This is a genomic window from Geodermatophilus obscurus (assembly GCF_900143215.1).
In the GTDB taxonomy this organism is placed as follows: domain Bacteria; phylum Actinomycetota; class Actinomycetes; order Mycobacteriales; family Geodermatophilaceae; genus Geodermatophilus; species Geodermatophilus obscurus_A.
Genome location: NZ_FRDM01000003.1, coordinates 124,340 through 143,534, shown reverse-complemented (window position 1 = coordinate 143,534; position 19,195 = coordinate 124,340). Strand labels below are relative to the sequence as shown.

19 protein-coding genes and 1 pseudogene are annotated in these 19,195 nt (G+C 74.6%); 13 read left to right on the top strand and 7 right to left on the bottom strand.

Annotation, left to right across the window (positions count from 1 at the left end; genetic code table 11):
- Window positions 1-79: 79 nt before the first annotated feature.
- Window positions 80-568 carry a single-stranded DNA-binding protein gene (locus BUB17_RS04645; RefSeq protein ID WP_072914132.1) on the bottom strand — a complete coding sequence of 163 codons (489 nt, stop codon included), beginning with the start codon at window positions 566-568 and terminating at the stop codon, window positions 80-82.
- Between the two features lie 170 nt (window positions 569-738).
- On the opposite strand from BUB17_RS04645, the gene recD2 reads away from it, so the two are divergent.
- Complete coding sequence (gene recD2, locus BUB17_RS04640) at window positions 739-2,982, top strand: SF1B family DNA helicase RecD2 (RefSeq protein WP_072914129.1); 2,244 nt, start codon at window positions 739-741, stop codon at window positions 2,980-2,982.
- On the opposite strand, the gene BUB17_RS04635 is transcribed toward recD2, so the two are convergent.
- On the bottom strand, window positions 2,964-3,524 hold the full coding sequence (locus tag BUB17_RS04635; protein ID WP_072914127.1) for a hypothetical protein: 561 nt from the start codon (window positions 3,522-3,524) through the stop codon (window positions 2,964-2,966). The two genes, recD2 and BUB17_RS04635, sit on opposite strands and share 19 nt — an antisense overlap.
- 335 nt (window positions 3,525-3,859) lie before the next feature.
- Between BUB17_RS04635 and BUB17_RS28155 the strand changes: the two genes are divergently transcribed.
- Complete coding sequence (locus BUB17_RS28155) at window positions 3,860-6,388, top strand: LAGLIDADG family homing endonuclease (RefSeq protein ID WP_072914124.1); 2,529 nt, start codon at window positions 3,860-3,862, stop codon at window positions 6,386-6,388.
- A gap of 137 nt (window positions 6,389-6,525) precedes the next feature.
- Here the strand turns inward: BUB17_RS28155 and BUB17_RS04625 are convergent, their stop codons facing one another.
- The 4 genes from BUB17_RS04625 to BUB17_RS04610 are packed head-to-tail and all read right to left on the bottom strand — an operon-like array spanning window position 6,526 to window position 7,644.
- The gene (locus BUB17_RS04625; RefSeq protein ID WP_244276920.1) at window positions 6,526-6,759 is read right to left on the bottom strand and encodes a hypothetical protein; all 234 of its coding nucleotides are present in this window, start codon (window positions 6,757-6,759) and stop codon (window positions 6,526-6,528) included.
- A gap of 40 nt (window positions 6,760-6,799) precedes the next feature.
- Complete coding sequence (locus BUB17_RS04620; protein ID WP_072914121.1) at window positions 6,800-7,057, bottom strand: STAS domain-containing protein; 258 nt, start codon at window positions 7,055-7,057, stop codon at window positions 6,800-6,802.
- A 1-nt stretch (window position 7,058) separates the two neighbouring features.
- The gene (locus BUB17_RS26620) at window positions 7,059-7,262 is read right to left on the bottom strand and encodes a hypothetical protein (protein WP_072914119.1); all 204 of its coding nucleotides are present in this window, start codon (window positions 7,260-7,262) and stop codon (window positions 7,059-7,061) included.
- A gap of 40 nt (window positions 7,263-7,302) precedes the next feature.
- Window positions 7,303-7,644, bottom strand: coding sequence for an STAS domain-containing protein (locus BUB17_RS04610; RefSeq protein ID WP_072914116.1), 342 nt, complete (start codon window positions 7,642-7,644; stop codon window positions 7,303-7,305).
- Between the two features lie 136 nt (window positions 7,645-7,780).
- Between BUB17_RS04610 and BUB17_RS04605 the strand changes: the two genes are divergently transcribed.
- The 8 genes and pseudogenes from BUB17_RS04605 (at window position 7,781) to BUB17_RS04570 (ending at window position 14,384) form a co-directional block, all read left to right on the top strand.
- Window positions 7,781-8,497 carry a response regulator transcription factor gene (locus BUB17_RS04605; protein WP_072914113.1) on the top strand — a complete coding sequence of 239 codons (717 nt, stop codon included), beginning with the start codon at window positions 7,781-7,783 and terminating at the stop codon, window positions 8,495-8,497.
- Window positions 8,498-8,535: 38 nt separating this feature from the next.
- Entirely contained in the window at window positions 8,536-9,867 is a 1,332-nt protein-coding gene (locus tag BUB17_RS04600; protein ID WP_244276918.1) for a sensor histidine kinase, read from the top strand.
- On the top strand, window positions 9,864-10,490 hold the full coding sequence (locus tag BUB17_RS04595; RefSeq protein WP_072914600.1) for a GerMN domain-containing protein: 627 nt from the start codon (window positions 9,864-9,866) through the stop codon (window positions 10,488-10,490). Before BUB17_RS04600 ends, BUB17_RS04595 begins: the two co-directional genes overlap by 4 nt.
- 143 nt (window positions 10,491-10,633) lie before the next feature.
- Window positions 10,634-11,056 (top strand): response regulator, encoded by a 423-nt coding sequence (locus BUB17_RS04590; protein ID WP_175561274.1) that lies wholly within the window; start codon window positions 10,634-10,636, stop codon window positions 11,054-11,056.
- Window positions 11,057-11,194: 138 nt separating this feature from the next.
- Window positions 11,195-11,332 (top strand): annotated as a pseudogene (locus BUB17_RS28505) (LuxR C-terminal-related transcriptional regulator); the annotation flags it as partial.
- A 482-nt stretch (window positions 11,333-11,814) separates the two neighbouring features.
- Window positions 11,815-12,849, top strand: a complete 1,035-nt coding sequence (locus BUB17_RS04580) for a methionine ABC transporter ATP-binding protein (RefSeq protein WP_072914105.1) — start codon at window positions 11,815-11,817, stop codon at window positions 12,847-12,849.
- A complete protein-coding gene (locus BUB17_RS04575; RefSeq protein WP_072914102.1) occupies window positions 12,846-13,505 on the top strand; it encodes a methionine ABC transporter permease in 660 nt (219 codons plus the stop codon). Before BUB17_RS04580 ends, BUB17_RS04575 begins: the two co-directional genes overlap by 4 nt.
- Before the next feature lie 60 nt (window positions 13,506-13,565).
- On the top strand, window positions 13,566-14,384 hold the full coding sequence (locus BUB17_RS04570) for a MetQ/NlpA family ABC transporter substrate-binding protein (protein WP_072914100.1): 819 nt from the start codon (window positions 13,566-13,568) through the stop codon (window positions 14,382-14,384).
- Between the two features lie 75 nt (window positions 14,385-14,459).
- On the opposite strand, the gene BUB17_RS04565 is transcribed toward BUB17_RS04570, so the two are convergent.
- Window positions 14,460-14,921, bottom strand: coding sequence for an Lrp/AsnC family transcriptional regulator (locus BUB17_RS04565; protein WP_244276916.1), 462 nt, complete (start codon window positions 14,919-14,921; stop codon window positions 14,460-14,462).
- Window positions 14,922-15,087: 166 nt separating this feature from the next.
- On the opposite strand from BUB17_RS04565, the gene rocD reads away from it, so the two are divergent.
- The 3 genes from rocD to amaB all read left to right on the top strand — a co-directional run bounded on the left by rocD (window position 15,088) and on the right by amaB (window position 19,191).
- Window positions 15,088-16,326, top strand: coding sequence for an ornithine--oxo-acid transaminase (rocD, locus tag BUB17_RS04560; protein WP_083606021.1), 1,239 nt, complete (start codon window positions 15,088-15,090; stop codon window positions 16,324-16,326).
- 76 nt (window positions 16,327-16,402) lie between these two features.
- Entirely contained in the window at window positions 16,403-17,569 is a 1,167-nt protein-coding gene (locus BUB17_RS04555; RefSeq protein WP_072914097.1) for an NAD(P)/FAD-dependent oxidoreductase, read from the top strand.
- Between the two features lie 92 nt (window positions 17,570-17,661).
- Window positions 17,662-19,191, top strand: a complete 1,530-nt coding sequence (gene amaB / locus BUB17_RS04550) for an L-piperidine-6-carboxylate dehydrogenase (RefSeq protein WP_083606042.1) — start codon at window positions 17,662-17,664, stop codon at window positions 19,189-19,191.
- Window positions 19,192-19,195: the final 4 nt, after the last annotated feature.

Below are 19,195 nucleotides of genomic sequence, written 5' to 3'. Positions count from 1 at the left end.
TCGCGGTGCGATGGACGTGCCGGCGGGAGCCGGCACGCCCACCGCCTGCCCGCGGGCGACGGAGCGCCCGGCAGGCAGCTCAGAACGGCGGCTCCTCGCCGAGGCCGTCGCCCGACGCCGCCCACGGGTCGGGTGAGCCACCCTGCCCGGCCGCCGCGCCGCCGTTCCCGCCGCCGGTTCCCCGGTCGGGAGCGCCGTCGGTACGGGCGGCCTTGGAGACCGCCGCCGTGGCGTAGCGGAGCGACGGGCCGATCTCGTCGACCTCCAGCTCCACGACGGTGCGCTTCTCGCCCTCCTTGGTCTCGAAGGAGCGCTGCTTGAGGCGGCCCTGTGCCATGACCCGCGAGCCGCGGATGAGTGATCCCGCGACGTGCTCGGCCATCTGCCGCCAGCAGCTGCAGCGCAGGAAGAGCGCCTCGCCGTCCTTCCACTCCTGGGTCTGGCGGTCCAGGGTGCGCGGAGTGGAGGCGATGGTGAAGTTGGCGACCGCCGCGCCCGAGGGCGTGAAGCGCAGCTCGGGGTCGCTGGTCAGGTTGCCAATGACGGTGATGACTGTGTCGCCGGCCATGATCCGGTCCTCCGTGTCGTCGGTGCATCGCTCGGGTGAGCGTCTGGAGGCTAGGGGGACCCACCGACAGTTCCGGTGGGCCCGGTCACGTTCAGCGGACCGAGGACCACCGAGCTGTCCCCGGGGGGTGTGACCATCGGGAGGAACGGGGCGGCGGCGAGGGGACGGCGGTGCGAGAGGCGCGGACGGGTGCGGTGCTGGAGGCGACGCTGGAGCGGATCACGTTCGCCAACTCGCAGACCGGCTACACCGTGGCCCGGGTGGACACCGGGCGGGGCGGTGACCTGGTCACGGTGGTGGGCTCGCTGCTGGGCGCGCAGCCGGGCGAGACGCTGCGGCTGCAGGGGCGGTGGGGAGCGCATCCCCAGTACGGCCGGCAGTTCCAGGTCGAGGACTACACCACCGTGCTGCCGGCCACGGTGCAGGGCATCCGGCGCTACCTGGGCTCGGGGCTGGTCAAGGGGATCGGACCGCGGCTGGCCGAGCGGATCGTGGACCACTTCGGCACCGAGGCGCTGCGGGTCATCGAGGAACAGCCCGGGCGGCTGGCCGAGGTGCCCAACCTGGGCCCCAAGCGGACCCGGCTGATCACCGCGGCCTGGGAGGAGCAGCGGGCCATCAAGGAGGTGATGGTCTTCCTGCAGGGCGTGGGCGTGTCCACCTCGCTGGCCGTCCGCATCTACAAGCAGTACGGCGGCGCGTCGATCGGCGTGGTCCGGGCCGAGCCCTACCGCCTGGCCGCCGAGGTGTGGGGCATCGGGTTCCGGACCGCCGACACCATCGCGGCCGCGGTGGGGATCCCGCACGACAGCACGCAGCGGGTCGAGGCGGGGGTGCAGTTCGTGCTCTCCGAGGCGACGGGGCAGGGGCACTGCTTCCTGCCCGAGACCGAGCTGGTGGCCCGAGCGGTGGAGATCCTGCAGGTCCCGGCCGACCTGGTGGGTCACTGCCTGGCCCTGCTGGTCGCCGACCAGGGGGTCATCCGCGAGGAGTTCCCCGGCGCGGACGGGGAGCCCTGCACGGTGGCGTACTACCTCGTGCCCTTCCACCGGGCGGAGGTCTCGCTGGCCGGGGGGCTGAGGCGGCTGGCGAGCGCCGACGACGACCGGCTGGCGGCCTTCGCGAGCGTGGACTGGGACGCCGCACTGACCTGGCTGCACCGGCGCACGGGCGTGGACCTGGCGGCCGGGCAGCGGGCCGCGGTGCAGCTGGCGCTGACCGAGAAGGTCGCCGTCCTCACCGGTGGCCCCGGCTGCGGCAAGAGCTTCACGGTGCGCTCCATCGTCACCCTCGCCGCGGCCAAGGGCGCGAGGGTCGTGCTGGCCGCGCCGACCGGCCGGGCGGCGAAGCGGCTCACCGAGCTCACCGGCGTCGAGGCGGGCACCGTGCACCGGCTGCTGGAGCTGCGCCCCGGCGGGGACGCCGCCTTCGACCGGGACCGGCCGCTGCAGGCCGACCTGGTCGTCGTCGACGAGTCCTCGATGCTGGACCTGCTGCTGGCCAACAAGCTGGTGCGGGCCGTCCCGCCCGGCGCGCACCTGCTCCTGGTCGGCGACGTCGACCAGCTGCCCTCGGTCGGCGCCGGCGAGGTGCTCCGCGACCTGCTCGCCGAGGGCACCCCCGTTCCGCACGTGCGCCTGACCCAGGTCTTCCGGCAGGCCAGCCGGTCGGGGGTGGTGACCAACGCCCACCGGATCAACGCCGGCAGCGTGCCCCAGGTCCGCGGCCTCGACGACTTCTTCCTGTTCCCCACCGACGACGCCGAGGAGGCCGCCCGGCTCACCGTGGACGTGGTGACCCGCCGGATCCCGGCCCGGTTCGGCCTGGACCCCCGCCGGGACGTGCAGGTGCTGACCCCGGTGCACCGCGGGCCGGCCGGCGCCGCCGCGCTGAACGAGCTGCTGCAGGAGGCGCTCACCCCGGCCCGGCCCGACCGCGCCGAGAAGCGGTTCGGCGGGCGGGTGTTCCGCGTCGGGGACAAGGTCAGCCAGATCCGCAACGACTACGACAAGGGCGCCAACGGCGTCTTCAACGGCACCCAGGGCGTCGTCACCGCGATCGACGGCGTCGAGCAGACCCTCACCGTCGTCACCGACGAGGACGAGGCGATCGACTACGACTTCGGCGAGCTCGACGAGCTGGTGCACGCCTACGCCGTCACCGTCCACCGCTCGCAGGGCAGCGAGTACCCCTGCGTCGTCGTCCCGCTGACCACCAGCGCCTGGATGATGCTGCAGCGCAACCTGCTCTACACCGCCGTCACCCGCGCCAAGCAGCTCGTCGTGCTCGTCGGCTCGACCAGGGCCCTGGGCCAGGCCGTGCGCGTCACCGGCTCCGGACGCCGGCACACCGCCCTCGCCCACCGCCTCCGCGGTGCGGAGGGCGGGTCAGGACGTCAGGGCGTGCCCAGCTGACGGATTCCCAGTTCGTGCTCGTACCGCTCCCGCCGGACCTCGAGCGCCACCTGCGCCGCCATCTCGAGGCCGCCGAGGGTCTCCTCCACCCGCTGCAGCCGCTCCCACCAGGCCGTCACGGTGCCGACGTCGGCCAGGTCGGCCGGGGAGAGGACCAGCAGGCCGCGGACGGACGCGTCGGCCTCCTCCAGCACCCCGGAGTCGTCCTCCGGCGACCCGGCCCGCGCCGCCCAGAACACCTCCGCCCACAGCGCGGCCACCGCGACGCCGGCCGGCGGCACCTGCTGCCCGAACGCCAGCCGCCGGTCGGCGGCGACCGCGCTCAGCCGCAGCGCCAGGTACCGGCGCGCCAGCCGAAGGAACGCGGCTGCGCCGGTCAGGCATGCCTCCGGGGTGCCGGCGTCGAGGATCCGCCCGTACGCCTCGGCCAGGCGCTGCGACGTCTCCTGGCTGTCCTGCCACAGCTCGTAGGGCGTCGCCCCGCGCAGGACGGCGGCGTCCGGCGCGTCGCCGTCCGGACCGCCGTGGGAGGAGCCGCTCACGTTGCCGAACGCTAGTGCTGCCTGCTCCCTCGTTCGGCAAAGCGCGCCGCCTCTCTCCAGGACGCCCGTGACTCCCGGCTCACGTAGCTCTCCCGTGGCTGTCGCGATCGCCCTGGTCCCAGTCGCCCGGCGAGAGCTGTTCCGGATGAGGTCGTGACGGGCGCCGGTTACGCCGACAGCGAACGACCGACACGCCGATTCGAGCTCCTGTGCCGTGCTGACCTGCACCTTCACCCCAGAGGGCCGGATGTGCTTGCGCGATCGGCAGATGGATGTGTCGGTACCCACTCATAGCTTTCGGTCGACATCTTCCCCATGTCGACGAGGAGTTCACCATGGCCGTCTCTGGCCTCAAGACCCGCAAGCCCACCGGTCGCGTGCCGTGGCCGTGCATCCTCCTGGAGGGGGAGGAGAAGGCCGGGAAGGCCCAACCTCTGCACGCCCGCATCGCAACCCCGACCGGCTGGACCACCATGGGCGAGATCGCCGTCGGTGACCAGGTGATCGGTTCGGACGGCGAGCCCACCACCGTCCTGGCCGTGCACGAGCGTGGCGAGCGGCCGGTGTACCGACTGACATTCTCCGACGGTGCCACTGTCGAGGCGTGCGACGAGCACCTGTGGGCGGTGCACACCGCCAACGACCGGCACCGGCAGTACAGCAGCGGTCCCAGGAAGGGGCAGCGCAACCCGCGCCCGTACCGGGTCCTCTCCACCGCGGAGGTCCGCGAGCGCGTGCTCGACGGCGTCGTCCTGCACGTGCCGATGACGGCACCCGTGAACTTCGCCGCCGATGCGGATCTGCCGCTGGACCCCTACCTCCTGGGTCTCCTCCTGGGGGACGGCGGGCTGACCGCGCCGTCCCGCCCGGTGTGCACCTCCGGGGACGAGGAGCTGTTCGACCGGCTCACCACCGCACTGCCCGACGGCGACCGGACGCGGCGTTCACCGGACGGCCGGTCGATCGGCATCAGCGGCGGTCGGACCACTGCAGCGCTGCGCCAGCTCGGCCTGATGGGTTGCGGCTCGGCCATGAAGTTCGTCCCGGCCGCCTACCTCTTCGCTCCGGTAGCCGACCGGTTGGCCCTGCTCCAAGGGCTGATGGACACGGACGGCGGCGTGGAGCGCTACAGCGCGACGTTCACGACCGTGTCCCCACGCCTGGCAGCCGATGTGCGGCACCTGGCTGAGTCGCTCGGTGGCACCGCCGCCACTGGGACCAAGCAGGGTGCGTACCGGGACGCCGCCGGCACCCGGATCGTCACGAAGCTGGCCTACCGGCTCACCGTGCGGCTGCCGGAGGAGCTCGTGCCGTTCCGGCTCGGACGGAAGGTGGCGGCGTGGGCGGCGGCTCGGCCGGCCTTCCGCACGCGGCCGCGGCGCACGATCCGAGAGGTCGAGTACCTCGGTGTCCAGCCGGTCCGTTGCATCACCGTGGCCGCTGAGGACCACCTGTACCTGACCGACCACTACGTCGTCACCCACAACAGCTGGTCGCTGGCGCAGTTCAGCGCCTCGGACAAGATCAGCGCCCTGTACTGGATCGACCTCAACGAGGGTGCCGGTGACGAGTACGGCGCTCTCCCCGGCGCGAACTACCGGCTGATCGAGCACGACGGCTCCTACGCACAGGTGCTCTCCGCCGTCCAGGCGGTGAAGGCGGAGGCCCGCCGCGCCGCCGACGCCGGCGAGCCGCCGGTGGTGCTCGGCATCGACACCGGCTCGGCGATCTGGGACGGCCTGAAGGACTGGGCCAGTGAGCGCGCCGCGAGGTCGGCGCGCAACCGCGAGCTGCTCAAGCGCGACCCCAACGCCGAGATCACCATCAGCCAGAACCTGTGGAACGACGCCGGCGCCCGCTGGCGCAAGCTGCAGACCGAGCTGCTCACCTTCCCCGGCATCGTCGTGGTGACCGCCCGGGGCAAGGAGGTCACCGAGGTCGACGCCAACGGCCGCCCGATCGAGGGGCAGAAGACCTGGTCGGTGCAGACCCACCGGGAGTTCCCCTACGCGGCGACCGTGTGGATGCGGCTGCGCCGCGGACGGCGGCCGCTGATCGTCGGCGCGCGCAGCGTGCACGTCGGGATCAAGCCCAACGCCGACCCGGCCAAGGAGGTCACCGCCCCCGAGGCCGCCGGCCGGCTGCTGGAGTGGCTGGTCTTCGACGCCCTGAAGTGCGACCCGGGCACCGCCCACGTGCGCGACCTCGTCCCCTTCCACGGCGGCGGGCTGCTCGACCACGAGCGCACCGAGCAGGCCCGCACCGAGCAGGCCGCCGGCCGTGGGAACGGCCGGTCGTCCGGGTCCGGCGAGCCCGACGCCGCCGACCTGGTCGCGCGGATCGGCGACGCCGCGAACGACGACGAGCTGCGCGAGGTGTGGGCCGAGGCCAACCGCGCGGCGCTGCTCCAGGCCGAGGTGCCGACTCCCGGCGGCTCCTTCACCGTCGCCGAGCTCATCCAGGCCCGTCACGAGCAGTTCCTGGCCGCGTCGATGGAGGCCCACCCCGCCGGGCGCAGGGTCCAGGCCGCTGCGGCCGCTCCGCAGACGCCCGCCGCCGTGGTGGAGGCCGCCCGGGCCGCCGCCGCGGCCGCCCTCCCGGCCACCGGCACGGAGGCCGCGCCGGCGAACCCGCTGCTGGAGGCCTCGCCGACCCCGGACGACCCGAAGGACCGCCGGCTCAACGCGGCCCGCCGGGGCGTGCTGGCCAGCCTGGAGTCCCTCGGCGTGACCAGTGAGCAGATCGGCGCCCGCTTCGGCCGCCCTGCCGAGCAGGTGGCGACCAAGCGGCTGACCGCGCTCGTGCGCGAGGTGATCGCGACACAGCGGGCCGGGACGACCGGGCAGCAGGAGATCGTCGCCTGAGCGACGGGAGCAGCGCGCCGGGTGGTGTCCTCGACGAGTGCGAGGAGACCACCCGGCCGGCCCCTGGCCGGCATCCGTGCCGGCCAGGGGCCCCGTCGTCCTGGGCCCCGGCCTCCCCCGGGGCAGGGGGTTCCTGATCAGACGTTCTGCGGGAACCCGAGGTTGAGGCCGCCGTGGCTGGGGTCCAGCCAGCGACTGGGGACGACCTTGCCGCGGGTGAAGAGGTGCACGCCCTCGGCGCCGTGCGCGTGGGAGTCACCGAACAGGCTGTTCTTCCACCCGCCGAACGAGTATTGGGCCGTCGGCACCGGGAGCACGGCGTAGAGCTGCTGGCCGAGCTCGACGTGGGCATGCGACCGGTCGCGCGGCATGCCCGATCGCAGGGGCCGGCGCCGACCGGGTGGCCCCTGGTCAGCCGCGGATGAGCAGCTCACCGCCGTCCCGGCGGAAGTCGCGGTGCAGTTCGCGGAGGACCGCCCAGCTCTCGTCGTCGACATCGTGCACGCCGCGGACGTCGAGGGTCACGCGGACGTGGCCGTCGCTGCGGAGCTGGTCGGCCGTGCCGCGCACCAGGTCGGCGCCGAGCGAGGTCAGGTGGCCGCTGACCCGGATCGTGCCCGCGCTGCGGTCGAGGGTCGCGACCAGGGCGCGGTCGTGGGTGTGCAGCACGTCAGCCTCGCGCCGCGGCCGAGCCGGGGGTGGCGGGCCGGCGTCCGCGGTCGCGGGCGCGGGCCAGGCCGTGCGCCTCCCCGAGCGCGGCGCTGACCAGGAACAGGGCGAGACCGACGAGGGTCAGCCAGAACAGGCCGTCGACGAGGGCTCCGACGACGGCGAGGGCGAGGGCGGACACGAGAACGAGCAGCAGAGCGGTCACGATCTCCTCCGGGGACGTGGCTCGGGGCGCGCGGCGGGGGTCAGCCGCGCGCCCGGTCGGACTCCAGCTGGATGACGCGCCACAGGCCGGTGCGGTGCAGCAGCTCCTCGGTGCGCCGGTTGGCGCGACGCAGCACGACCGCGCCACCGCGGGCCCGGCAGGTGCGGTGCGCCCAGAGGAAGCTCGCGACGGCGGAACTCGACAGGTGCTGCACGCCGGAGAGGTCGACGACGAGGCGGCGCGCGCCGGCCAGCAGCGCGTCGTGCAGCAGCCACCGCACATCGGCCAGCCCGTCGGCGAGCAGGGCGTCGTCGAGGTGCACGGTCACCACGTCGCCCTGGGCGCCGACGTCCATCCGGCCGCGCGGGGGAGCCATCGTCATCGCAGTCCTCCTCGGTCAGTGGTCGCGGGGGTCCGTGGCGCTGTCGACCACGGTCCGGTGCCGAGATTGCGATCCCGCCGGGCGTTGCGTTGCGATCCCGTGACATCGGGGCGACCGCCGGACGGCCGGTGGCAGCATGACCGGAGTGGCGCCGCGTCTGCTGGTCGTCGAGGACGACGACCCGATCCGTACCGCCCTGCGCTGGGCGCTGGAGGACGAGGGCTACGACGTCGGGGAGGCCGCGAGCGGTGAGGAGGCGCTGGCCGCGGTCGGGGTGACGCCCCCGGACCTCATGGTCGTCGACCTGATGCTCGGTTCGATGGACGGGTTCACCGTCATCCGCGAGGTCCGCCGCGACCACGACCTGCCGATCATCGTGGTCAGCGCCCGGGCGGACACCAACGACATCGTCGCGGCGCTGGAGGCCGGCGCCGACGACTACGTGACCAAGCCGTTCCAGGTCAAGGAGATCACCGCGCGGCTGCGGGCGCTGCGGCGGCGGGCGACGTCGGGCGCCCCGGCCACCTCCCCGGCGCCCGAGGAGGCGGTCCTCGACTCCACCCCGCCGGCGCTCGTGCTGCGCGAGGCGGCCGGCACGGTGCACCGCGGGGACGAGCAGCTGCCGCTGACACTGACGGAGTTCCGGCTGCTGTGCGAGCTGGCGTCGGCCCCGGGCCGGGTGTTCAGCCGGCAGGTGTTGCTGGAGCGGGTGTGGGAGCACGGTTTCTTCGGCGACGAGCGGATCGTCGACGTCCACATCCGGCGGTTGCGCACCAAGGTGGAGCGCGACGCGGGCGCGCCCCGGGTGGTGGTGACCGTTCGCGGGCTGGGTTACCGGCTGGACCCGCGGTGAGGGGAGCCCTCGGATCGCGGGGGCTGAGGTCGCGGATCGTGGTGGGCTCGGCCGTCGGCGCGCTGCTCGTGTCCGTCGTGCTGGTCACCACGACCTGGCTGCTGGCCCGCAGCTACCTGCTCGACCAGCGGGAAGCCTCGCTGATCCAGCAGACCTTCGCCGACGCCAACGTCCTCGGCAGCCGGCTGGCGACCGCCGGCACGGAGGTGGGTGACGTCGTGGCGGAGCTGGCTCCCTCCAACGGCGCCGACGTCGTCGTGCGCAGCGGCGACGCCTGGTACTCCTCGAGCCTGGACGTGGGCGCCCGCTACGTCCCCGCGGACCTGCGCTCCATCGTCGGCGAGGGCTCGGCCGGGACCGTCCGGCTGGACACCCCGGACGGCCCGGCGCTGCTCGTCGGCGTGCCCATCAGCAGCGCGGGGGTGGAGTACTACGAGCTGGCGCCGCTGACCGAGCTGCAGCAGGTGCTGCGCACACTGGCCGTCGTGCTGGGCGCCGGGGCGCTGGCCGCCACGGCGGCGGGCGCGGCCTTCGGCGGGTGGGCCGGCCGCCGGGCGCTGCAGCCGCTGGAGCAGGTCGCCGGCGCGGCCACCCGGATCGCCGGCGGCGAGCTGACCACCCGTCTGCCGCCCACCGAGGACCCCGACCTGGTCGGCATCGTCGCCGGTTTCAACAGCATGGTCGACGCCCTGGCCGCGCGGATCGAGCGCGACGCCCGCTTCGTCGGCGACGTCAGCCACGAGCTGCGCAGCCCGCTCACCGGGGTGGTGACCAGCGTGGAGGTGCTCGCCGCCCGCCGCGCCGAGCTCTCGCCGCGCGCCGACCAGGCGCTGGCCCTCGTCGAGAGGGAGCTCGCCCGCTTCCGGCAGATGCTCGACGACCTGCTGGCCCTCGCTCGTCTGGACGGCGCCCCGCCGTCCGACTCCGACGTCCCGGTGTCGATGACCGCGCTGGTGCGGGAGGTGCTGGCCGCCGGCGGGTGGGACGGCGACCTGCTGCACGCCGACCCGGACGGTGCGACCACGGTGTCCGGTGACAAGAACGCGCTGGAGCGTGCGGTGCGCAACCTGCTCGACAACGCCCGCCGGCACGCCGGCGGCCCCACCGCCGTGCACGTGCAGCGGCGGGACGGTGTGGTCCTGGTCAGCGTGGACGACGACGGGCCCGGCGTGCCCGTCGAGGACCGGGAGCGGGTGTTCGAACGGTTCGCCCGCGGCCCCCGCGCCGCCCGCCGGTCGTTGCCCGGGGCCGGTCTGGGCCTGGCGATCGTCGCGGAGACCGCCTCCCGGCACGGCGGGGCCGCCTGGTGCAGCGCGGCCCCGGGAGGCGGGGCCCGCTTCAGCCTCTCCGTGCCCGGGTGTGCCCGGTGAACGCCGGGCGCTGGGTGACCGCGGGTCTGCTCGTCCTCGTCGCCGGGTGCGGGGTGCCGACGGGCGGGCCGGCGGAGGCCATCCCGGGCGACGAGGTGCCGTACGGGCTGACCTCGGCGACCCCGACGCCCGATCCGACCCCCGGCCCCGTGCCGTCCCGGATCGCCACCGAGGTGCACCTGGTCGCGCCTGGCGACCGGCTGGTCCCCGAACCACGCGAGGTGGACGGCGACTCGGTGACCGAGCGGCTCGACGCGCTGCTCGGCGACCTGGCCGAGGGGCCGAGCCCCGGAGAGCGCGAGCGGCAGCTGTCCACCGCGCTACCGCCCGAGATCGAGCTCGACGCCGCGGAGGTCACCGACGGGACGGCGGCCATCCGGATCGGCGGCACCACCGCCGCGGCGACGGGGCTGGACAGCCGGCGCGCGGTCGCCCAGATCGTGCTCACCGCGACCAGCCTGCCGGGGGTCGACTCCGTCGTCCTGGTCCTGGACGGCGAGCGGGTCGAGGCGCCGCTGCCCTCCGGCCAGCTCACCGCGCGGCCACTGACGGCCGCCGACTACGCCGTCCTCCTGCGCCCTGACGCGACGCCGCCGGCCCCGTCGGCCGCACCGCCCTCCTGACCGTGCGGACCGGGTGCGACCCGGGCGGGAGGTCCCGGCGGTGGGGCCGACGTGGTAGGCACCCTGTGGTTCCTGGAGGATGACGGCGGTTCACCGGCCGAGCACCGACCGGTGGTCCACGCCGCACGGCGAGGAGGTCCATGGTGAGTGGGGACAGCTGCGGCGGCGACGCCTCCGCCGCCATCCGCGTGCTCCTCGTCGACGACCATCCGATGGTGCGCAGGGCCCTTGCCGAAGCGCTGTCCGACGAGGACGACCTCACCGTCGTCGGCGAGTGCGAGGACGGTTCGCAGGCGGTGGAGGCCGTCGCGCGGCTGCGGCCCGACGTCGTCTTCATGGACGTGTCGATGGTCGGGATGGACGGGCTGGCGGCCACCGCGGCGCTGCGTGCCGCCCGACCCGAGGCCCGGGTGATCGTGCTGACCGGGGAGGTTCCGGAGGTGCGCCTGGAGGCCGCGGTCGCCGGTGCGCACGCCCTGGTGCCCAAGGGGACCCGTCTCGGTCCGCTGCTCCGCTGCCTGCGCACGGTCGCCGTCGGCGGCACGAGCTGTCCCTACTGCCTCTGAGGAACTTAGCCGGTCCCTCCGGTTCCGCTCCGGAGGGCTCCTGCTGACCGCAGCAGGCCGCCGGCGACCGTCCCGTCCGGGTGCGCCGGGCGTGGGCCCGCACGTCGTCCCCTCGGCCGGAAGCGGGCCGCCGACAGGTCCAACGCCGACATCGCCCGCGAGCTCTTCACGAGCCTGGCGACGGTCAAGCCCACGTCTCGCACATCCCTCGTGAAGATGGAGGTGACCAACCGCGTCCAGGTCGCGATCTGCGTCCACGAGGCCGGCCTCGCGTGACGGCGTGAGCGGGGACGTGGGTTGGGCGCACCCGATCGGCGGGTACGCGCACTCCGCACGCGCTGCAGCGACTGCCGCACGGTCCGCCTCCCGGTCGCCGGCGGGGGCGGGTCGTCCGACGGGCCGGCTCCGGTGGAGGCGCATTGCCCGAGGGGAGCGACCGGGGTGTTCCGACCGAGCTGTGACGGAGGCGCGCACCGTCCTCCGCCGGAGCCGGGTGTGTCGGCGCGGCGGACTGTGATCCAGACCAAGCCGGTGGGGTTTGGGTCCGGCCGGGGCGGTGGGGCACCATGGTGGGGTGCCCCTGCCGATCTTGACGCGCGACCGCGCCGTCGATCTGGCCGGTACCGCCAGCTGCCTCTGTCGCTGACGTCCCCGCGCCGTCCGGCCGTCGGAGCCGGACCGCGTCGCGCCCCGTTCCCGCGCGACCGTGCCGCCCTGCTCGCCGGCCTGCCCTGCTCACCCCCGAGGACCGCGCTCCCGTGATCGAACTGACCGACGTCCGCAAGGTGTTCCCCGCCCGGAGACGCGCCGGGGAGGTGGTCGCCGTCGACGGGGTCAGCCTGCGGGTGGCGGCCGGTGAGTTCGCCGGCGTGGTGGGCCCCAGCGGTTCCGGGAAGAGCACGCTGGTCCGCCTGGTGAACCTGCTCGAGCGGCCCACGTCGGGGTCGGTGACCGTCGACGGGCGGGTGCTCACCGACCTGCCGGACGACCGGGTCCGCGAGGCCCGCCGCTCCATCGGGATGGTGTTCCAGCACTTCGAGCTCCTGGACTCGCGCACGGCCGCGGGCAACGTGGAGCACCCGCTCGAGCTGGCCGGGGTCGGCCGGGCCGAGCGCCGCCGCCGGGCCGCTGAGCTGCTGGACCTGGTCGGGCTGGGGGAGCGGGCGGAAGCGCGCCCGGCGCAGCTGTCCGGTGGGCAGAAGCAGCGGGTGGCCATCGCCCGGGCCCTGGCCGGGCGACCCCGGGTGCTGCTCTGCGACGAGGCCACCTCCGCGCTGGACCAGGCCAGCACGGCGAGCGTGCTGGAGCTGCTGCGCCGCGTGCGGTCCGAGCTCGGGCTGACCGTGCTGCTCATCACCCACGAGATGGCGGTGGTCAAGGCGGTCTGCGACAGCGCCGTGCTGCTCGAGCGGGGCCGGGTCGTCGACGGCGGCCGGTTGAGCGAGGTGCTGACCCGCGGGCACTCGCCGCTGGCCGACGCGCTGCTGCCCGCACCGGTCGCCGACGCCGGCGCCGGCCACGACGGCGTGCTCCTGCGGGTGACCGTCACCGACCGCACACCCGAGACCGTCGTCCTGCAGACCCTGGTCGGCCGGCTGGAGCTGGCGGTGGAGGTCGCCGGCGGCTCGGTGGAGACCGTGGCCGGGGGCCGTTACGGCCGGCTGCTGCTGCGGGTCACCGGCGATCTCGACCGACTGGACGGGGCGCTGCGCGGGCTGCGCGACGACGGCGTCCTCATCGAGGCGGTACCCCGGGACGCGAACCCGGTGGCGGCGACGGGAGTGGACCGATGAGCGACTGGGCCCGCATCTACCCGCAGCTGATCGAGGCGACCGGCGAGACGCTGTACATGGTCGGGGTCGCAGCGGTGCTCACCGTGGTGTTCGGCGTCCCCCTCGGGATCCTGCTGACGGTCAGCGCCCCGGGGGCGCTCGCCCCGCGTCCGCTGCTCAACCGGTTCCTGGGGCTGGTCGTCAACCTCGGCCGCTCGCTGCCCTTCATCATCCTGCTGTTCCTCGTCGCGCCCGTCACGCGAGGCATCGTCGGGACGACGATCGGCTCGACGGCGGCCATCGTGCCGCTGACGATCGGCGCCGTCCCCTTCCTCGCCCGGCTGGTGGAGACCAGCCTCCGCGAGGTCGCCGCCGGGAAGGTCGAGGCGGCGATGTCGATGGGTGCGCGCCGCCGGGACGTCGTCCGGACCGTGCTGCTCCCGGAGGCGCGGCCCTCGCTCATCGCTGGGACCACCGTCACCGTCGTCGCGCTGATCAGCTACTCGGCGATGGCCGGCGCCGTCGGCGGAGGCGGGCTCGGCGACTTCGCGATCCGCTTCGGCTACCAGCAGTTCCGGACCGACATCACGCTGCTGACCGTCGTCCTGCTGCTCGTCATCGTGCAGGCCCTGCAGTGGGCCGGCGACCACTGGGCGCGCCGACTCGCCCACGTCTGACCCGCAGGTGGCCGGCCGGCCACCGTCGTCCCCGCACCACCTCGAAGGAGAAACCCCGCCATGCGCTCCCGCCTCACCTCGCTCCTGGCCGCGTCCGCGGCGACCGCCCTCCTGGCCGCCTGCGGCGGCGGCGAGGCCGAGCTGTCCGCTGCCGACGAGCCGCTGCAGGTGGGCGCGTCCCCGGTGCCGCACGCCGAGATCCTGCGCTTCATCGAGGAGGACCTGGCCGCCGACGCCGGACTGGACCTCGAGATCGTCGAGTTCACCGACTACGTGCAGCCCAACGTCGCCCTGGACGACGGGTCGCTGGACGCCAACTACTTCCAGACCGTCCCCTACCTGGAGGAGCAGGAGGCCAGCGCGGGGTACGACTTCACCGCGCTGGCGCCGGTGCACGTCGAGCCGCTGGGCATCTACTCGGAGTCGCTGACCGACCTGGCCGCCCTGCCCGACGGCGGCACCGTGGCGATCCCCAACGACCCCACCAACGCCGCCCGGGCGCTGCGGCTGCTGGAGGCCAACGGCCTGATCACCCTGGCCGACACCGGGGACGCCGCGCCGACGTCCCTCGACGTCCAGGACAACCCCAAGGACCTGCAGATCTCCGAGGTGGAGGCCGCGCAGGTGCCCCGCTCGCTCGCCGACGTCGACATCGCGGTGATCAACGGCAACTACGCCATCGAGGCCGACCTGGTCCCGGCCGAGGACGCCCTGGCCCTGGAGGAGGCCGAGGGCAACCCCAACGCCAACCTGCTGGTGGTGCGGGCCGGCGACGAGGACGACCAGCGGATCCAGCAGCTCGAGGAGCTGCTGCACTCCGACGAGGTCCGCCAGTTCATCGAGCAGACCTACGAGGGCGCCGTCATCCCCGCCTTCTGAGCGCCGGGAGCAGGGGGCCGGCCGGGCCGACCGGCCGGCCCGCGGCGGAGCCCGCCGGTCCTCCGGGTGGGGGCGTCAGGGACGGCCGCGGTCGATCAGCCGGGAGAGCACGACCTCGCTGCGGGTCTGCTGGACGTTGGGCTGCTGCCGGAGCCGCTCGATGGCCTCCTCCAGGTGCGGGATGTCGGCGGCCAGGATGTGCACCAGCGCGTCCGCGGACCCCGTGACGCTGCACGCGTCCACGATCTCGGGGACCTTCTCCAGGGCGCGGCGCAGCTCGGTGGGGGACGGGATCCCCTTCCAGTACACCTCCACGTACGCCTCGGTCCGCCAGCCGAGGACCTCCGGGTCGACCAGCGCGGTGAAGCCGCGGATCACCCCCTCGGCCAGCAGCCGGTCCACCCGGCGCTTGACCGCCGGCGCGGACAGGCCCACCTCGTCGCCGATGACGGCGTAGGTGGCGCGGGCGTCGCGCGTCAGGCAGCCGATGATCTGCCGGTCGAGCGGGTCCAGGCGGTCTCCGGTCCTCTGCAACACACCGCGCACCGTAGGCCCATCTCTGCAACGGATCCACGCTCAGGACGCAACGAACGCGCATTGATGCCGGTGGGTGGCCTTCTTAGCCTGTCAAGGACACGGCCCCCCGGCCCCGCCGGGCGGCGGCCGGGAGAGCGCGTGACGTCCGATCCGGAGGAGGCTCCCCATGACCACACCTCGGCGCGGTGCGAGCCCGTCGTCCTCCAGTGAGCACGCGGCGCTCACCGGCGCGGTGACGGCACCCAACTACGCACCCCTGCCGGTGGTCGTGGCCGAGGCGCACGAAGCGTGGGTGACCGACGTCGACGGGCGTCGCTACCTCGACTGCCTGGCCGGGTACTCGGCGCTGAACTTCGGCCACGGGCACCCGGTGCTGCTCCGGGCGGCCCGCGAGCAGCTGGAGCGGGTGACCCTCACCAGCCGCGCCTTCCACAACGACCGCCTGGGGCCCTTCGCCCGCGACCTGGCCGCGCTGGCCGGGATGGACCTGGTGCTCCCGATGAACACCGGTGCCGAGGCGGTGGAGACGGCGATCAAGGTCGTCCGGCGCTGGGGCTACCAGGTGAAGGGCGTCCCCGCCGGGCGGGCGCAGATCGTCGTCGCGGCCGGCAACTTCCACGGCCGCTCCACCACGATCGTCAGCTTCTCCACCGACGACTCCGCGCGCGAGGGTTTCGGCCCCTTCACCCCCGGCTTCACCGTGGTCCCCTACGGCGACGCCGACGCGTTGCGGGCAGCGCTCACGCCGGAGACGGTCGCGGTGCTGCTCGAGCCGGTGCAGGGCGAGGCCGGCGTCGTCGTGCCGCCGCCGGGCTACCTCGCCGCGGTGCGGCAGGCGTGCACGGACGCCGGGGTGCTGTTCGTCGCCGACGAGGTCCAGTCCGGGCTGGGCCGGACGGGGGCGACCTTCGCCTGCGAGCTGGAGGGCGTCGTCCCCGACGTCTACCTGCTCGGCAAGGCCCTCGGCGGTGGCATCGTCCCGGTCTCGGCGGTGGTGTCCACCCGCGAGGTCCTCGGCGTCCTGACGCCGGGCAGCCACGGGTCGACCTTCGGCGGCAACCCGCTCGCGGCGGCGATCGGGCACGCGGTGGTGGGCCTGCTGGAGACCGGCGAGTACCAGGAGCGGGCGGCCAAGCTCGGCGTGCAGCTGCGGGACCGGCTCGAGGGGCTGGTCGGGCACGGCGCGGCGGCGGTGCGCACCCGCGGGCTGTGGGCCGGGATCGACGTCGACCCCGCCCTGATGACCGGGCGTGCCGCCTGCGAGCGGCTGGCCGAGCGCGGCGTCCTGGTCAAGGACGCGCACGGGCAGACCATCCGGCTGTCCCCGCCGCTGGTGGTCGAGCCCGACGACCTCGACCGGGCCGTGGACGCCCTCGCCGCGGTCCTCGACGAGGCAGGGCGCTGACCCGGTCCCTGGTGCCACGCGGCCCCGCCCACCACGATGGCGGCACACCCGGCGCCGCCACCTCCCGAGGACCGAGATGACCGTTGCTCCGCGCTCCCTCCCGACCGCCGCCTCCGTCGTCGTCATCGGTGGCGGCGTGGTGGGACTCAGCGCGGCCCACTCCCTGGCGCGGGCGGGGGTGCGCGACGTCGTCCTGCTGGAGCGCGACGCCCTGGGCTCGGGCTCGACGTGCAAGGCGGCCGGCGGCGTGCGGGCACAGTTCTCCGACCCGGTGAACACCGCGCTCGGGGCGCGCAGCCTGGAGACCTTCCGCGACTTCCCGGCGCGGTTCGGCCAGGACGTCGACTTCCGCCAGGTCGGCTACCTGTTCCTGCTCAGCACCCCGGAGGCGGTCGCGGCGTTCGAGGCCAGCGTCGCCCTGCAGAACGACCTGGGCGTGCCGAGCCGGGTGATCGGCGTCGGGGAGGCCCGCCGCCTGTCGCCGCTCATCTCACCGGAGGGGCTGCTCGCGGCGGCGTACTCGCCGACCGACGGCCACTGCACCCCCGAGTCGGTCGTGCTCGGCTACGCGTCCGCGGCACGCCGGGCGGGGGCCACGCTGCTGCCGCACTGCGCGGCCACCGGGATCGACGTGCGCGACGGCCGGGTGGCCGGCGTGCGGACCGGGGCCGGGACGATCCGGACGGACGCCGTCGTCTGCACGGCCGGCGCGTGGTCGGCCGAGGTCGGCTCCTGGGTGGGTGTCGACCTGCCGGTCACCCCGCTGCGCCGGCAGGTGCTGGTCACCGAGCCGGTTCCCGACCTCGACCCCCGCACGCCGTTCACCATCGACTTCGAGACCAGCTTCTACTTCCACGCGGAGGGCCGCGGCCTGCTCCTGGGCATGTCCGACCCGGACGAGACCCCCGGGTTCCGGCTCACCCGGTCCGACGGCTGGCTGCCGCGCCTCGGTGCGGCCGTCGAGCGGCGCGCCCCCGCCCTGGCCGGGGCCGGCATCGCCGGTGGATGGGCGGGGCTGTACGAGATGACGCCGGACCACAACGCCCTCATCGGTCGCGCCGACGCGGTCGAGGGTTTCCTGTACGCGACCGGCTTCTCGGGGCACGGTTTCCTGATGGGGCCGGCCGTGGGGGAGGTGCTGCGCGACCTCTACCTGGGAGAGCAGCCCGTCGTCGACGTCACCGGCCTCAGCGCCGCGCGCTTCGCGGGCGCAGCGGCACGTCCTGAACTGAACATCGTCTGAGACAGGACCCCGTCCTGCCCACCCCGCGCAGACTCGGGGCGGTGCCCCGGACGGGGTCGTCGATCGCCGACCACCGACCCGAGGAGATCCCCGTGACCACCCTGCCCACCGCCGACGACCTCGCCCGCCGGGCCCGGGAGGCCGCCGGCCGCTGCGGTGTCGACCCGGACCGGCTCGCCGGCGACCGCCCCGTCACCTCCCCGGTGAACGGCCGCCCGCTCGCCTCCGTCCGGTGGCAGGACGCGGCGGACGTCGACGGCGTGGTCTCCCGCGCGGGCCGGGCGTTCCGCGAGTGGCGGACCGTGCCCGCACCGGTCCGCGGACAGCTGGTGCGCCGCCTGGGCGAGCTGCTCCGGGAGCACAAGGCCGACCTCGGCACCCTGGTCAGCCTCGAGGTCGGCAAGACCACCTCGGAGGCCGAGGGCGAGGTCCAGGAGATGGTCGACATCTGCGAGTTCGCCGTCGGGCTGTCCCGCCAGCTGTACGGGAAGACGATCAGCTCCGAGCGCCCCGGCCACCGGCTGATGGAGACCTGGCACCCGCTGGGCGTCGTCGGGGTGATCAGCGCCTTCAACTTCCCGGTGGCCGTCTGGTCGTGGAACACCGCGATCGCGCTGGTCTGCGGGGACCCGGTGGTGTGGAAGCCCTCGGAGCTGGCGCCGTTGTCCGCCCTGGCGTCCGCCGCCCTGCTCGACCGCGCGATCGCCGAGACCGGAGCCCCGGCCGACCTCGGCCAGGTGGTCGTCGGCGGCCCCGACGTCGGCGAGGCCCTGGTCGGCCACCCGGGTGTCGCGCTGCTCAGCGCCACCGGGTCGACCCGGATGGGCCGCGCCGTCGGGCCGCGGGTGGCCGACCGCTTCGGCCGCTCGCTGTTGGAGCTCGGCGGCAACAACGCCGCGATCGTGACGCCGTCGGCCGACCTGGACCTCACCACCCGCGGCATCGTGTTCTCCGCGGCCGGCACCGCCGGCCAGCGCTGCACCACCATGCGGCGGGTCATCGCGCACGTCGACGTGGTGGACCAGCTCACCGAACGGCTCGCCGCCGTCTACCGCCGGCTGCCCATCGGCTCGCCGATCGCCGCGGGCACGCTGGTCGGCCCGTTGATCCACGACGCCGCCTTCAAGTCGATGCAGGACGCGCTGCAGGCCGCGCAGCAGCAGGGCGGCGAGCTGGTCGTCGGCGGCGGCCGCCGCTTCGAGGACGAGGCGCCCGCCGCCTACTACGCCGAGCCGGCGATCGTGCGGATGCCCGAGCAGACCGACATCGTGCGGCAGGAGACGTTCGCGCCGATCCTCTACCTGCTGCCCTACCGCACGCTGGAGGAGGCCATCGCGCTGAACAACGACGTCCCCCAGGGCCTGTCGTCGAGCATCTTCACCAGCGACCAGGCCGAGGCCGAGCGCTTCCTGGCCGCCGACGGCTCGGACTGCGGCATCGCCAACGTCAACATCGGCACCTCCGGCGCGGAGATCGGCGGGGCCTTCGGCGGTGAGAAGCACACCGGCGGCGGCCGGGAGTCCGGCTCCGACGCGTGGCGCAGCTACATGCGGCGGGCCACCAACACGATCAACTACTCCGGCGAGCTGCCCCTCGCCCAGGGGGTGGAGTTCTCCATCTGACCGT